Origin of the sequence: Actinopolyspora lacussalsi subsp. righensis, from assembly GCF_900116555.1 — a bacterium.
Classification (GTDB): domain Bacteria; phylum Actinomycetota; class Actinomycetes; order Mycobacteriales; family Pseudonocardiaceae; genus Actinopolyspora; species Actinopolyspora lacussalsi.
In genome coordinates, this window is record NZ_FPAT01000003.1 from 366150 (window position 1) to 380546 (window position 14397).

Genomic DNA, 14397 nt, shown 5'->3' on the forward strand with positions numbered 1-14397 from the left:
TCGCGGCCGACTCCTCCGATTCCCCGGAGCGAACCGGGACGCGCGGAGACACCTATGTCTACTACGGACTTATCTTCTCCGGATCCTCATCGCACCGTGCTGGACGACCTGATCCGGCGCACCCGCACGGCAGCGAACGGGCTCCCCGACGAGAACACCCCACGGCGAACGACCGCCTCGGTGGCGTTCCGCACCGAACAGAGCGCACGACACAGCGGCAGAAGCACAGGATACGTGAACTCGGTGCTCAGCATCCGTGTCGGCGAGGTGATCGGTTCCTGCGCCACCGAGCCCGGCGAACTCCACGCGGGAGCGCTCACCGGGATAGCGGGCAGCAGTGTCGACGAGCTGCTCCGACACCCCGTGACGGCGGTGCGGGTCGCCGCGCTGGACGCGTATCTGACCTGGCTCCGGCCGCACACCTCCCATCCCGCTGCCCGAACCGTGCGTGTCCCGGCCGGCGACTCGCTGCGGAAGTCGACCGCGCGGGCCGAGATCGTGGCGAACCTGCTGCCCGAGAGCGCTACCGGTCCGGTGGCGGTGATCGGCGTGGTGAACTCGCTGCTGGCGGCGCTGACCGGACGCGGCTTCGACTACGTCCCCTGTGATCTCAAGGGTGGACACACCGAATGGGGCGAACCGATCCGGACCGAGCACTCCGAGGCGATCCAGGAGGCGGGAGCGGTGCTGGCCTCCGGCATGGTACTCGGAAACGGGACCTTCGACGGGATCGCGGCACACTGCCGCGACAGCGGTGTTCCGCTGGTGGTGTTCGCGCAGAGCGGCAGCGCCGTCTTCCGGGAACTGCTCGGCGACGAGGTGACCGCCCTGTCCGCGGAGCCGTACCCGTTCTTCTGGCTGACCGGCGAGGCCGGTGACATCCACACCTACCCGGCCACGACCCCACCGCGGGCCGACGAGCGCACCGAGGCGGGCACCGCCCCACCACCCTCTCGGACGGCGCCCAGCACGGAAGGTGGTGCGGTGTGAGCGATCCGGAGCGCGTACCCGGCGGCAGGAAGTACCACTCCCTCTCCGAACTGGTCGGCAACACCCCGCTGCTGCGCGTCACCACCCCGCTTCCCGATCCGCAGCCGGGGTTCTGGGCGAAGCTCGAAGGACTCTCCCCCGGTGGCATGAAGGCCAGAGCGGCACTGTCCATGGTGACCGGAGCACGCCGCCGCGGCGAGCTCGCCGAGGGCGGCACGATCGTGGAGTCCACCAGCGGAACACTGGGTATCGGACTGGCCTACGTGGGAATCGCGCTCGGCCACCCCGTGATCCTGGTGACCGATCGGGAGATCGACGCGCTGACGCTGACGCTGCTGCGCGCCTACGGTGCACGGGTCGAGATCGTCGGAGAGCCACACCCGCGCGGCGGTTGGCAGCGGGCACGCCGCGACAGGGTGAACGAGCTGCTGGCCGAGCACGCGGGATCCTTCTGGCCGGATCAGTACAACAACCCGGACAACGCCGCGGGCTACGAACCTCTCGGCCGAGAGCTGCTGAACCAGCTCGACCGACTGGACACAGTGGTCTGCAGCGTCGGCACCGGTGGTCACAGCGCCGGTATCGCGTCCGCCATCCGCCCGCACCGGCCGGACGTCCGCATCGTCGGAGTCGACTCCCCCGGTTCCACCCTGTTCGGCGAACCACCGGAGAAACGCCTGATGCGGGGGCTGGGAAGCAGTATCCATCCGGACAACGTCGCCTACGACCGGTTCGACGAGGTGCACTGGGTCGGCCCGGCCGAGGCGGCGCGGACGTGTCGGGAACTGGCCCGGGGAAACTTCGTCAGCGGGGGCTGGAGTACCGGCGCGGTCGCTCTCGTCTCGGCCTGGTACGCGGCCGAGATCGGGTCGGACCGGATCGTGGGCGTCTTCCCGGACGGCCCACACCGCTACTGGGAAACCATCTACGACGACGAGTTCGTCGATCGCAACGGACTGCACGCCACGCGGGGAGAGCGGCGTCCGGTCGATCGGGAGGACGAGCGCCACGAGGGGACCGCCCGCTGGAGCAGGTCCCGCCGCGTGGCCGACCCGTGCCCGGGGCGTACCGCCGGAACCGACTGCCCGGTGTGCGGACAGGACGGTGCACTGTCTTGAGCGGAACCACTTTCCGCGGGTTGTCCCCCGCGGCACGACTGCTGGTCGTCAACCAGTTCGGCATCACCCTCGGCTTCTACATGCTGTTGCCGTTCCTGGCCTCGTACATGAGCGGGCAGCTAGGGTACGGCGCGGCCGTGATCGGGCTGGTGCTGGGAATCCGCAACCTCAGCCAACAGGGCATGTTCCTCGTCGGCGGCACCGCGGCCGACCGGCTGGGATGCAGACCGATGATCATCACGGGCTGCGCGTTGCGCGTGGTGGCGTTCGGCTCGTTCGGGCTGTTCACCTCGCTGCCCGGACTGATCGTCGCCGCCGTGCTCACCGGGCTCGCCGGTGCGCTGTTCAACCCCGCTGTGCGCACCTACCTCATCCACGAGGCGGGCGAGCGCAGGGCGGAGGCGTTCGCGGTGTTCAACGTGTTCGCCCACGCGGGCACCCTGGTCGGACCGCTACTCGGTGCGGCGCTGCTCAGCGTCGACTTCCGACTGATCGCCACCTCGGCCTGCGTCGCCTTCGCGGTGCTGACGGTCGCGCAGCTGGCGGTACTGCCACACCGGGACATCGAGCGGCAGGAGAACGGTGTGCTGGGCAGCTGGCGAGAGGTGATCGCCAACCGCCGTTTCGTGGCCTTCACGCTGTCGCTGTCGGCTTACTTCGCGCTGTACAACCAGCTGTACCTGACGATGCCGCTGGAGATTCAACGTGTCTCCGGACTGTCCTGGTCGATCGCCGCCGTGTTCGTGGTCTCCACGCTGATCGGGGTGTTCGGGCAGGTGCGGATCACCGACTGGTGCCGCCGCAACTGGGGCGCGGGACGCTCGGTCTCGACCGGGTTGTTCTGCATGGGTGCGTCCTTCCTACCGGTTCTGCTCACGAACCCGTTCATCCCGACGCACTCGGGCGCGGGCGACGACTCCTGGCTCGGGATCGCGCTGGCCTGTCTGCCGGTACTGCTGGGCACGGTGCTGTTCACCGTGGGCATGGCCGTCACCAACCCCTTCGCCATGGAACTGCTGCCCATCGTGGGCAGTGAACGGCTGGCGGGCACGTACTACGGCTTCTACTACCTGGTTTCCAGCGTCGTGGCCGCGGCGGTGAGCTGGCTGGCAGGCAGCCTGCTCGACGGCTTCAGCGGCTCGGCGCTGGGATGGCTGCCCTGGCTGGCGCTGCTTCTGGTGGGGCTCGCCGGCGGCAGCGGCGCCGCGGCGATGCGGCGGCGCGGGCTGCTCGCTCGATCGAGCGAGCCGAATCGATCGGAAGGAAAGGAGACCTCGGCGTGAACGCGGGAGGTATCAGCAGAAGACGGGTGCTGTCGACGACACTGGGCGCTCTGGCACTCGGCCCACTCGCGGCCTGCGGGGCGAACACGGGCGCGAGTTCGAGCGAGAACCGGCTGCGGGTGGCGTTCTCCACCTCCGGGGACCGGGAATCACTGGATCCGCACACCAGCACCCTCTTCGTCGACCAGGCCCGATCGAAGGCGCTTTTCGACACCCTGCTCGGTTACGACCAGGACATGAGCCCCATCCCTCGCCTCGCCGAGTCGTGGGAACCCGACGATACCGGCAAACGGTGGCGGATCCGGTTACGCGAGGCCAGGTTCCACGACAACAAGCCGGTGACCGCCGAGGACGTGCTCTACAGTTACCGACGCATCGCCGATCCCGCCACCGGCTCCCCCGCCCAACCCCAGTTGTCGGGAGTGGATTTCGAATCCAGCAAGGCGAACTCGGATCGCGAACTCGTCCTGGTGCTGTCCGAACCGGACTTCACCTTCCCCACCGCGATGGGCGCCCCTGCCACCGAGATCGTGCCCGCGGGCACCACGGACTTCGGCAAGCCGATCGGCAGCGGCCCCTTCCGGTTCGTCTCGTTCGAGACCGGCGAATCGGCGGTGTTCGAGAAGTTCGCCGACCACTGGAACGGCGCCCCGAAACCGGCCGAACTGGAATTCGTGTCCGTCAACGAGGAGGACGCACGGGTATCGGCACTGCTGTCCGGGCAGGTGCACTACTCGCACGACATCGGCGCCAACTCGGTGTCGACCGTGGACAACGACAGCGGGGCGAGGATCCTGGCCGCGCCGTACAGCACCATGCAGGCGGTGGCGTTCAAGGTGGACAGGCCACCGTTCAACGACAGCCGGGTCCTGCGCGCGGTGCTCTCGGGCGTCGACCGCGAGGCGCTGGTCAAGGTCGTGCTCAACGAGCGCGGCAAGCTCGGCAACGACCTGTTCGGCAAGGGACTCAAGTACTACCCGGATGAGATTCCGCAACGCGAACGCGATGTGGACCACGCCCGGGGCCTGCTGCGCGAGGCCGGGGCGGAAGGGCTCGACTTCGAGCTGAACACCAGCTCCGCCGACCCCTACTTCGAACCGGCCGCGAACCTGATCGCCGAGCAGCTGGGCGAGATCGGTCTGAAGGTCACCCCCCGGGTCGGCCCATCCGAGACCCACTACTCGGACATCAAGAAGAAGGGCGTCGCCGGGCACACCAGGACGGCGACGCTGCCGATCACCAGCTACCTGTCCAAACGACTGCGCGAGGCATCGGTCAGCGCCAACTACACCGGTTACGACTCGTCCGAGTTCAACAACCGCTACGACGAGGCCGTCGCCACGCCGGACGAGCGGAAGCGCGACGAACTGCTCACCGAGGCACAGCGGCACGCACGCGACCACAGCGGCATGATGGTCTGGGGATTCAGCAACTGGAACGTCGGAGTGTCCAAGCGGGTCAGCGGTCTGCGCGCGGCCACGCCGAACTCGACGCGCTGGGCCAGGTTCGACGAGGCCGAACTGGGTTGACACTCGCGTACGTACCGAGACGGGTGGCGGTCGCGGTACTGCAGATCCTCGGTGTCGCCGTGGCGGTCTTCGCACTGAGCGCGCTGCTGCCCGGCGACACCGCGGTGGTGATCCTGGGCAAGCACGGCACCCCGGAGCAGATCGAGACGCTGCGGCAGCAGCTGGGCCTGGACGAACCGTTCGTGCGGCGCCTGCTGGCCTGGTTCGGAGGTCTGGCGCACGGCGATCTCGGCACTTCGCTGCTGACCGGCGCGCCGGTCACCGCCGAGCTGGCCGACGGACTGGCCACCACCGCCGTGCTCACCGGTGTGGCGCTGGCCGTGATCGTGCCGCTGGCGCTGCTCATCGGAGTCACCACCGGGCTGCGCCAGGGCTCACGGCTGGACAAGGCGGTCAACTCCGTCATCGTGGTGCTCGACTCGATACCGGAGTTCGCGCTGGGACTGCTGCTGGTGGCGCTGTTCTCACTGCGGCTGGGCTGGTTGCCCGCCACCGCGGCCGGGCTTTCCGGGACCTCGCTGGCGACGCACCCCGCGGTGCTGGTGCTGCCGGTGGTCGTGCTGGTGTGCAAACAACTCTGCGCGCTGACCCGGCAGATCCGGATCGGGGTGGCCGAGGGCAACACCGCGGAGTACACCAGGCACGTCCGTACGCACGGGCTGCGGGAAAGCACCGTGCTGTTCAAGCACGTGCTGCCTAACGCGGCAGGACCATCGGTGCAGCAGCTCGCGCGCACCGTGGACGGCCTGCTGGGAGGCGTGGTGGTCGTGGAAGCGCTGTTCGCCCTTCCCGGCCTGGGTTCGGGTTTCGTCGACGCGGTGATGGCTCGCGACCTGCCCACGGTGCAGGGCTACGCGCTGGTGTTCGCGGGCACGACGGTGACGGTCAACCTGCTCGCCGACATCGCCGCGTACCGGCTTGTACCGCGACACCGGAGTGCGTCTTGAACCGATCACGACACCGTTTCCCGATCACACCGGTCGGCTGGATCCTGCTGCTGGTGCCGGTGCTGACGGCGTTCCTCGGGCCGCTGGTGGCCGGTTCGACGCGTTCGGAGGGTGGTTCGCTCTCACCTCCCGGCCCCGGACATCCGCTGGGCACCGACGAGCTCGGGCGCGACGTGCTGGCGCTGGCGCTCAGCGGCGGCACCTCCATCGTGACCATGGCCGCGGCCGCGCTGCTGCTGTCCTACCTGATCGGGGTTCCGATCGCGCTGGTAATCGCCGGAGGACGACGGCGGTGGGCGGACCGACTGGTGCTGCGGCTGCTGGACTTCCTGCTGGCGCTGCCCGGACTGCTGGTGCTGCTTGTGCTGGCGGCGACAGGCTGGCGGGGCACCACGACACTGGTACTCGCGATAGCCACGCTGCAGCTGCCCGCCGTGGTCCGGATAGCGCGCACCGCCGCGCTGAGTCCCGGGACCAGCACCGCGGTGGAGTCGATGCTCATGCAGGGCGAGGGGCGTGCCCGGATCAGGCTGGGTTATCTCGGCCGCTCGGTGCTCGGGCCGGTGCTGGTGGACGCGGCGTCCCGGCTCAACCTGGTGCTGTACCTGATGGCCTCGGCGAACTTCCTGGGGCTCGGGCTGGCCTCGTCGGCCACCGACTGGGCGGTGTTGATCGAACTGAACCGGGACGCGCTGTTCATCCAGCCGTGGGCGGTGACCGTCCCCGCACTGCTGCTGGTGTCGCTGTGTACGGGGGTCAATCTCGTGGTGGACCGGAGCCTGTCGAACCGACGGACGGTACGACGTTGAACCAATCGCTTCTCGAAATCACCGGCCTGGCGGCGAACGCGGCGGGAACCCGCCTGCTCGACGACGTGACGCTGGGCGTGAATCCCGGGGAAACGCTGTGCGTACTCGGGGAGTCCGGCAGTGGCAAGACGACACTGGGGCTGGCCGCCCAGGGCGAGCGCGGCAGCGGTGTCGAGCTGTCCGGCAGCGTACGGCTACGCGGGCTGGATCTGCTCTCGCTGCGTGAACGGCGACGGCGAGCCGCCCGCTCCCGGCGGATCGGTTACCTGCCCCAACACCCGGCCGCGGTGCTCAATCCGGCGCGGCGGATCGGCAGTGTGCTCGGTGAACTGGCCCCGCCGAGCCACCGGAGCCGCGAGCGGCGCCGCGATGCGGTTCGCCGGGCGCTCGAAGCGGCGCACCTGTCCCCGGACGAACGACTGCTGCGGCGGTTTCCGCACCAGCTCTCCGGAGGACAGCAACAACGAGTGGCCCTGGCCCACGCGCTGATCATCGAACCCGAACTGTTGATACTGGACGAACCCACCAGTGGCCTGGACACGGTGACCCGGGCCGAAACCGTCGACACGCTGCGCGAGCTCATCGGCACGGGGACCGGGGTGCTGCTGCTGACGCACGACCTCGGGTTGGCGCGGGAACTGGCGGACGGGGTGATGGTGCTGCACGACGGGGAGGTCGTGGAGCGGGGAGTCACCGGAAGGGTGCTGCGCGAGCCGGCGCACGAGTACACGGGTGCGCTGCTCGCCGCCGAACCACGGCTCCCGGAGTCCGGACACGGAATCGCCGAACCGGATCGGTCTCCCCCGGTGGGTGGTCTGCGCGCGGACGGTCTCCGCAGTACGAGCCCCACCGGTGTTCCGCTGCTGCACGAGGCCGAACTGGCCGTTCCCCCGGGGCACCGCGTTGCCGTCGTGGGACGTTCCGGTGCGGGCAAGACCACGCTGGCACGCTGTCTCGCCGGGCTCACCCCGGCCGATTCCGGTCGGATCGAGCTCGACGGCGCCGTACTGGACAACGACATCCACCGACGGAGCAGACGGCAGCGCGGCGCGGTGCAGTACGTACACCAGGACGCCAGGGCCTCCTTCGACGAGTTCCGCACCGTCGGAAGGCAACTGGCCCGCACCGTCCGGCTGAACCGGGGTGGCACCCTACGGTCGGCGCGGGAGGAGACCGCACGTGCGCTCCGCTCCGTGGGGTTGGACGAGGCCACGCACGAGCGGCGTCCGGCCGAGCTGTCGGGAGGCCAGCTGCAACGCGCGGCCCTGGCTCGGGCGTTGCTGGCCGAGCCGGCCGTGCTGATCTGCGACGAGATCACGGCCGCGCAGGACGTGGTCAACCAGTCCGAACTGCTCGGGCTGCTGCGCGAGATCACCGAACGTTCCGCGATCGGGCTCGTGCTGATCAGTCACGACCTGGCGGCGGTGGCACCGTTGGCCGACGAGGTCCTGGTACTGGCGGAGGGGCGCTGCGTGGAACGGGCTCCCACCGGAAGGTTGCTGGGATCGCCCCGATCGACCGTGGCAAGCCGTATCGTCACAGCCGCACGGCGGTAGCACTCGACCTGCCCTGGGGGCGGCGATTTCTCGCGAAATCGCCGCCCCCAGGGCCGCTACCCGATGTCGGGGCACCCGCGGCGAGAGCCGCGCGAGAGGTTCCGCCACCCGGCCACCTCGACGAACCGAGCGGCGACCCCCTACTCGGTGGAGGTCCATTCGAAGTGGACGCGGTGCGGGAAGTGGTCGGACAGCGGTTCGCCGGATTCGTCCAGGAACGCGGTGTGCTCGTTGCCGTAGTCGACCGCCGTGAGGTCGAGACCACCCCTGTCGCGGTACAGGATCTTGTCCACCACCTCGCAGGAGTCGCTCGGCGCGTCGGGATCGCACTCCAGCGGAGCGGCACCGGCGGCGGGACGGCTCCCGCCCCGTTCGAGCCGCACCCAGGCGTCGGTGAGCCCGTTGTCGTCCACCAGTTGGCGAATGTTGTCACCCTCCCTGGTGTAGCGGGTGTTGGTGTCGCCCATGACGATCACGGCCCTGTCCCGCGAGTTCCGCTGGATGTACTCGGAGAGCTGTGCCAGGTTGGACCGACGGGCCGCGAGATCGCCGGAGTCGGTTCCCGCGTTGGCGTGCACGTTGTACAGGTCGAACCCGGTTCCCGCGGCGAGCTCGATCCGGGCGTGGCTGAAGCCTTTCGGCGTCAGGCAGTCGGTTCCGTAGCACTCGTCCCAGGTGATCCGTCGGAAGTCGGTGATCGGATCGCGGGAGAGCGTGTTGAGCCCGTCGCCGAAGACGGCGGGACCACTGGTCTCGGTGCGATGCCGGTGGTCGTCGGCGGCGTACAGCTCGTCGTGGTAGTTGAAGTCCTCCTGAACGTTGATCAGGTCGTAGTGCGGCAGCCGCTCGCTGATCAACGGTGTGTTGGTCGCCGGGTCGCTGCCGGAGACAAAATCGGGCAGTCCGGCCACGTTGTAGGTCAGTGCGGAGAAGCTCCCGTCGGTTCGGGGCTGTTCGGCCGCGTGCGCGACCCCGGGGCCGGTGGCCAGCGGCGCGGCCAACGCGAGCGAACAGAGGGCTGCGACCGAGCAGAGGGCGCTGCGTCGAGGCATGTCGTTACTCCGAATGAGACTGCGATCACCAAACGAATACGAAAACAACTCGCATTGAAGGTACGGTCGGGCGCCCGGAACCTCAACCCGCGACAGGAGCACCCGGAAACGGCCTTCGGAAGTATGCTCTGTGCCATGCCGAGCGAATCGCCCGACTTGCGTGCGTCAGACGACGACAGGGAACAGATCGCGGCCCTGCTGCGACAGGCACAGCAGGAAGGTCGGTTGACGCTGAACGAGTTCGACGAGCGGGTCGCCGAAGCGTATCGTGCGCGAACCTACAGCGAGCTGGCACCGCTGATCAGCGATCTGCCCGACGAGACCGGCAAAGCGGCGGGGACCGGCACGTCCTCCCGTGACTCGACCTCGGACTCGACCCCGGGCAGGACGGCGGTGGGGATCATGAGCTACACCGAGCGCGCCGGCCCCTGGCGCGTGCCTCCGCGTTTCGCCACGTTCGCCTTCTGGGGCGGTGGCAGCATCGACCTCCGGGAGGCCTACCTCGACGCGGACGAGGTCGAGATCCGCTGCTACGCGATCATGGGCGGAATCGAGGTCATCGTGCCCCCGGGCACCAGGATCGAGGACCGGTGCGCCGCGATCATGGGCGGTGTGGAGCGAGAGGTGCGCGGCGCGGCCTCGCAGAGCGAGATCAAGGTACTCATAACTGGTTTCGCGTTCTGTGGCGGAGTGAGCATCTACAGCAAAGAGCCCGGTGAGCGGGCCGACTGAGTGAGCGGTGCGGATTCAACCGGCCGTCCCGACCGGGGTGAGATCGTCCCCTGCCGGATGCACCGCCCGGGCTTCGGCCAACCGCCGTCGAGCCGTCACCGTGTCGGCGGTGAGCACAGTGGTCAGCGATCCCCCACCCGCCAACGGCTGCAGTGCCCAGTCCACCTCCGAACGCGGCTCGGGATCCCGGCCCCAGACCACGAACTCGTTGGCCAGCACCCGGGCGCCTCCGAGATGGGCGTGACTGGCACGCAACCGCTGCCGCCCGGCCTCGAAGGTGTGTCGCAACAACGGCCTGCCCGCGCACTCCAGACTCGTAGTGGTCACCAATCCGCCCGGTTCCTCCCCGGTGCGCCCCAGCACCAACGTCTCCCGGAAGCAGGCCCGCGCCGAGTCGGCCAGTCGCACCGAGAGGTCGGCACGGTGTTCGGCGCGGGAGGTCACCACCGTGGGCTCGGGCAGGTACTCGACGGTGCCGCCCTCCTCGACGTCGATGCTGATCGAACCGCGGCTGCCACCGGGGCCGTGCCCCGGCAACGCCAGTGAAGCCGCGATACCGCGCAACAGCAGCCGGGCACCGGCACCGACCCGGACCCGCAGCGTGAGATCGTCCCCGCCCAACGGCGAGGTGGCCGAGCCCACCAGGTGCACGACCGCCCCTCCCGTCGAGGGAGTGCGACGACGGCGCGGTACCAGGGTCAGCGGTGCCATCGAACGCAACCGCCGCACCACCGAGTTGCCCGCACCGTCGAGTTCGACGGTCAACGAAGCGGCCGACTTCATTCCGCGCTCGGCCCCACGGCGGCACGGTGCTCCGCGACCTGCCGCCTCACCCAGTCGGCAGCCGCCGAGGCTGCCGGATCCTCGGTCAGCGACTGCGCGAGCACGGCCAGCTCACCACGCATCCGGTGGGCGTCGGCGAGCATGACCGCCATGTCCGCACCGACCCGTTCGGCCAGATCCACCTTGTTGACGACCAGCAGATCGGCGGTGGTCACACCCGGCCCGCCCTTGCGGGGAACCTTGTCGCCGCCTGCCACGTCGACCACGAAGACCTGCACGTCCGCCAACCCGCGGCTGAACACCGCGGTGAGGTTGTCGCCGCCGCTCTCGACGAGCACGAGATCCAGCGAGGCGTAGCGCTGTTGCAGCCGCTCCACCGCGTCCAGGTTCGCGGTGATGTCGTCCCTGATGGCGGTGTGCGGGCAGGCACCGGTCTGCACCGCCTCGATCCGACCGGGATCCAGCACTCCCGCCTGCCGCAGGAAGTCCGCGTCCTCGGTGGTGTAGATGTCGTTGGTGACCACCGCGAGTTCGAGTTCGGCCCCGAGGGTGCGGCACAGCGCCGCGGTCAACGCGGTCTTGCCGCTGCCGACCGGACCTCCGATGCCGATCCGCACCGGCCTGCTGCCCGAGGCCGCGGGCGCGAACGGATCGGGGCCCGCCGCGGTCGGGTCGAAATCGACCGGATGGCGGTGGCCGCCCTGGCCGTGTACGTGGTGCTGGTGTTCAGCTTGCAAAGAGCCGTACCTCTTCCCGGTGGTGTCGTTGGTGTTGTTCGGCGAGCAGATCGAGTGCCGGAGAACTGGTACCGGGCAGGCTCTCGGGCCGGTGGCCCGCCGTCCGTGCCGCTTCCGCCGCGATGCGCTCGGTATCGGCCCGCAACGCGGTGACCGCCGCGTTGGCCGCGAACGGGTCCAGCCCCAGCAGCCGAACCGCGGCGGACGCCGGACCGCTGACCGACAGATAGGCAACCACGGAAGCGGCATCGGCCGGTGAACCGGACGCGCCCGCCCCCAGCAGCACACCGACCACGATCGGATGATGCGGACTGCCCGTTGTGGCGAGTAGCTCGTCGAGGGCCCGCGAGGGCCACGCCGCCCGACCCGCGCGAAGCGTGCCCCGGCCCTGCGCACGGCTCGCCGCGCGCTGGGCGGGCGACGGTGTTCTCGCGTCGAGTTCGGCGTCCAACAGCGACCAGTGGTCCGGACGCACTCCCCTGGCGGCGGCGTGTGCGGCGGCAGCGGCGAAGACCGCCGCCTGCGCACCGGCTCCGTGCAGCCTGCCGTGTAGGAACTCGGCCAGCTGCTCCGGCCCGGACACGGCACCGCGGTGCACCGCCTCCTCCAGACCACCGGAGTGCGCGTGACCACCGCCTGGGAACCGTGAGTCGGCGAGCGCGAGCGTCGCGAGTGAAACCGTGGGCACCGCGGGTGTCATCAGAACAGGAAGTAGCGCTGCGCCATGGGGACCTCGGATACCGGCTGGGGCTCGACGAGTTCACCGTCCACCCGCACCGCGAAACTGTCCGGATCGATCCGCACATCCGGGGTGGCCTCGTTGTGCCGCATGTCCCGCTTCGTCACAGCACGCGTGTCAGAGGTCCCGACGAGCTCTCGACGCAGCCCCAACCGTTCCGCCAGCCCCGTCCCGAGCGTCTCGGGGGCCACGAAGGACACCGCTCCCGCTGCCGCCGCTCGCGGTTCGGCACCGAACATCGGGCGGGACAACACCGGCTGCGGCGTGGGGATGGAGGCGTTGGCGTCGCCCATCGCGGCCCGTACCGCGAATCCACTCTTGAACACCGCGTGCGGTCGGACTCCGAAGAACTTCGGCTCCCACAGCACGAGGTCGGCGAGCTTGCCCACCTCGACGGATCCGACGGAGCCGTCGATACCGTGCGCGATCGCCGGGTTGACGGTGTATTTGGCGATGTAGCGGCGGGCGCGTCGGTTGTCCGCGGCGCCGTCGCCCGACAGCGCTCCCCTGCCGCGTTTCATGACGTGCGCCGTCTGCCAGGTGCGGGTTACCACCTCGCCGATCCGGCCCATGGCCTGCGCGTCCGAACCGATCATGGAGATCGCGCCGAGGTCGTGCAGCACGTCCTCGGCCGCGATGGTGGTCGGGCGGATGCGGCTCTCCGCGAAGGCCAGGTCCTCCGGGACCGAGGGGTTCAGGTGGTGGCAGACCATCAACATGTCCAGGTGCTCGTCGATGGTGTTGACCGTGTGCGGCCTGGTCGGATTGGTCGAGGAGGGCAGCACGTGGGAGTGGCCCGCCACCTTGATGATGTCCGGCGCGTGCCCGCCGCCGGCTCCCTCCGCGTGGTAGGCGTTGATCGACCTGCCCGCCACGGAATCCAGAGTGGACTCCAGGAAGCCCGCCTCGTTGAGCGTGTCGGTGTGGATCGCGACCTGGACACCGCTGCGGTCGGCGGCGCGCAGCGCGGCGTCGATGGCCGAGGGAGTCGCGCCCCAGTCCTCGTGCAGCTTGAGCCCCCCGGCACCGCCACGCAACTGCTCGGTCAGCGCCTCCTGGCTCGCCGTGTTCCCCTTGCCCAGCAGCAGGGTGTTCACCGGCGCTGTCTCCAGCGCGAGCAGCATCCGGGAGAGGTTCCACTCGCCGGGCGTGACCGTGGTGGCCTTGGACCCCTCGGCCGGGCCGGTGCCGCCTCCGATGAGGGTGGTGACGCCGGAAGCCAGCGCGGCCTCGATCTCCTGCGGGCAGATGAAGTGCACGTGGCAGTCGATGGCGCCTGCGGTGAGAATCCTGCCGTTGCCCGCGACGATCTCGGTCGCCGGGCCGATCACCATCGCGGGATCGACCCCGTCGGCGGTGTCCGGGTTTCCCGCCTTGCCGATGCCGACGATCCGCCCGTCACGCACGGCCACGTCGGCTTTGACCACACCCCAGTGGTCGAGGATCACCGCTCCGGTGATGACCAGGTCCGGTGCCCCTTCGGCCCTGGTGGCGGTCGACTGCCCCATGGACTCGCGCACGACCTTGCCACCGCCGAACACGGCCTCCTCGCCGGAGCCGTGCGGACCGGTGGCCAAGTCCTCGGTGACCTCCACGAGCAAGTCGGTGTCGGCGAGCCGGATCCGGTCACCGGTGGTGGGCCCGAACAGTTCCAGGTAGCGCTCCCGGTCGATCTCCTTGGGATCGCCGTGGTCAGTCATGCGGGTCCTTTCCGGATCGCTCCGGATCCTCGGGCTCGGAGCCGCCGTCCCGGAAACGGCCGGGATCGAGACGGATGGGATCGAGACGGGCGGCATCGAAAGACGCGGAGTCGAGGGGGCCCGCGAACTCGGTACGAAGCCCCGGCACGGTGCGCGCACCACCGATCGGGACCAGCTCGACCTCACGTTCGATCCCCGGTTCGAAACGAACCGCGGTGCCCGCGGCGATGTCCAGCCGCTGCCCCCATGCGGCGTCCCGGTCGAACTCGAGCCCCGGGTTGGCCACGGCGAAGTGGTAGTGCGAGCCGACCTGCACCGGACGGTCGGCAAGGTTGCGGACGGTCAGCCGCACCCGAGGCCGTCCCGGATTGAGAGGCACGGGCTCGGCGGCGGCAATGATCTCTCCGGGATACACACGGACT

The 14397-nt window shown here is 69.6% G+C and carries 14 protein-coding genes; 8 read left to right on the forward strand and 6 right to left on the reverse strand.

Features of this window, described 5'->3' with window-relative positions; translation table 11 throughout:
* The first annotated feature begins 54 nt into the window (after positions 1 to 54).
* The 7 genes from BM394_RS07825 to BM394_RS07855 are packed head-to-tail and all read left to right on the forward strand — an operon-like array spanning position 55 to position 8232.
* Positions 55 to 990 (forward strand): hypothetical protein, encoded by a 936-nt coding sequence (locus BM394_RS07825; RefSeq protein ID WP_175530005.1) that lies wholly within the window; start codon positions 55 to 57, stop codon positions 988 to 990.
* Positions 987 to 2108 carry a PLP-dependent cysteine synthase family protein gene (locus BM394_RS07830; protein ID WP_092975942.1) on the forward strand — a complete coding sequence of 374 codons (1122 nt, stop codon included), beginning with the start codon at positions 987 to 989 and terminating at the stop codon, positions 2106 to 2108. The genes BM394_RS07825 and BM394_RS07830 overlap by 4 nt, the downstream gene beginning before the upstream one ends.
* Complete coding sequence (locus tag BM394_RS07835) at positions 2105 to 3391, forward strand: MFS transporter (protein ID WP_217643404.1); 1287 nt, start codon at positions 2105 to 2107, stop codon at positions 3389 to 3391. Before BM394_RS07830 ends, BM394_RS07835 begins: the two co-directional genes overlap by 4 nt.
* Complete coding sequence (locus tag BM394_RS07840; protein ID WP_175529991.1) at positions 3388 to 4920, forward strand: ABC transporter substrate-binding protein; 1533 nt, start codon at positions 3388 to 3390, stop codon at positions 4918 to 4920. Before BM394_RS07835 ends, BM394_RS07840 begins: the two co-directional genes overlap by 4 nt.
* The gene (locus tag BM394_RS07845; RefSeq protein ID WP_217643405.1) at positions 4917 to 5867 is read left to right on the forward strand and encodes an ABC transporter permease; all 951 of its coding nucleotides are present in this window, start codon (positions 4917 to 4919) and stop codon (positions 5865 to 5867) included. The genes BM394_RS07840 and BM394_RS07845 overlap by 4 nt, the downstream gene beginning before the upstream one ends.
* Positions 5864 to 6676, forward strand: a complete 813-nt coding sequence (locus tag BM394_RS07850) for an ABC transporter permease subunit (RefSeq protein ID WP_217643406.1) — start codon at positions 5864 to 5866, stop codon at positions 6674 to 6676. The genes BM394_RS07845 and BM394_RS07850 overlap by 4 nt, the downstream gene beginning before the upstream one ends.
* Positions 6673 to 8232 carry an ABC transporter ATP-binding protein gene (locus tag BM394_RS07855; RefSeq protein ID WP_092975948.1) on the forward strand — a complete coding sequence of 520 codons (1560 nt, stop codon included), beginning with the start codon at positions 6673 to 6675 and terminating at the stop codon, positions 8230 to 8232. The genes BM394_RS07850 and BM394_RS07855 overlap by 4 nt, the downstream gene beginning before the upstream one ends.
* Before the next feature lie 140 nt (positions 8233 to 8372).
* On the opposite strand, the gene BM394_RS07860 is transcribed toward BM394_RS07855, so the two are convergent.
* Complete coding sequence (locus tag BM394_RS07860; RefSeq protein ID WP_175530006.1) at positions 8373 to 9284, reverse strand: exonuclease/endonuclease/phosphatase family protein; 912 nt, start codon at positions 9282 to 9284, stop codon at positions 8373 to 8375.
* A gap of 135 nt (positions 9285 to 9419) precedes the next feature.
* Here BM394_RS07860 and BM394_RS07865 point away from each other — a divergent pair, with 135 nt between their 5' ends.
* The gene (locus BM394_RS07865) at positions 9420 to 10016 is read left to right on the forward strand and encodes a DUF1707 SHOCT-like domain-containing protein (RefSeq protein WP_165400568.1); all 597 of its coding nucleotides are present in this window, start codon (positions 9420 to 9422) and stop codon (positions 10014 to 10016) included.
* A 15-nt stretch (positions 10017 to 10031) separates the two neighbouring features.
* Here BM394_RS07865 and BM394_RS07870 read toward each other — a convergent pair whose 3' ends face one another.
* From BM394_RS07870 to BM394_RS07890, 5 genes are read right to left on the reverse strand one after another with little or no spacing between them, the layout of a single operon-like run.
* Entirely contained in the window at positions 10032 to 10799 is a 768-nt protein-coding gene (locus BM394_RS07870; protein ID WP_092975955.1) for an urease accessory protein UreD, read from the reverse strand.
* Positions 10796 to 11536, reverse strand: coding sequence for an urease accessory protein UreG (ureG, locus tag BM394_RS07875; protein WP_092975958.1), 741 nt, complete (start codon positions 11534 to 11536; stop codon positions 10796 to 10798). The genes BM394_RS07870 and ureG overlap by 4 nt, the downstream gene beginning before the upstream one ends.
* Complete coding sequence (locus tag BM394_RS07880; protein WP_092975961.1) at positions 11526 to 12236, reverse strand: urease accessory protein UreF; 711 nt, start codon at positions 12234 to 12236, stop codon at positions 11526 to 11528. The genes ureG and BM394_RS07880 overlap by 11 nt, the downstream gene beginning before the upstream one ends.
* Positions 12236 to 13975 carry an urease subunit alpha gene (locus BM394_RS07885; RefSeq protein WP_092975964.1) on the reverse strand — a complete coding sequence of 580 codons (1740 nt, stop codon included), beginning with the start codon at positions 13973 to 13975 and terminating at the stop codon, positions 12236 to 12238. The genes BM394_RS07880 and BM394_RS07885 overlap by 1 nt, the downstream gene beginning before the upstream one ends.
* Positions 13968 to 14390: an urease subunit beta gene (locus BM394_RS07890; RefSeq protein WP_092975967.1), complete on the reverse strand. Its 423-nt coding sequence runs from the start codon at positions 14388 to 14390 to the stop codon at positions 13968 to 13970. The genes BM394_RS07885 and BM394_RS07890 overlap by 8 nt, the downstream gene beginning before the upstream one ends.
* Positions 14391 to 14397 lie beyond the last annotated feature (7 nt).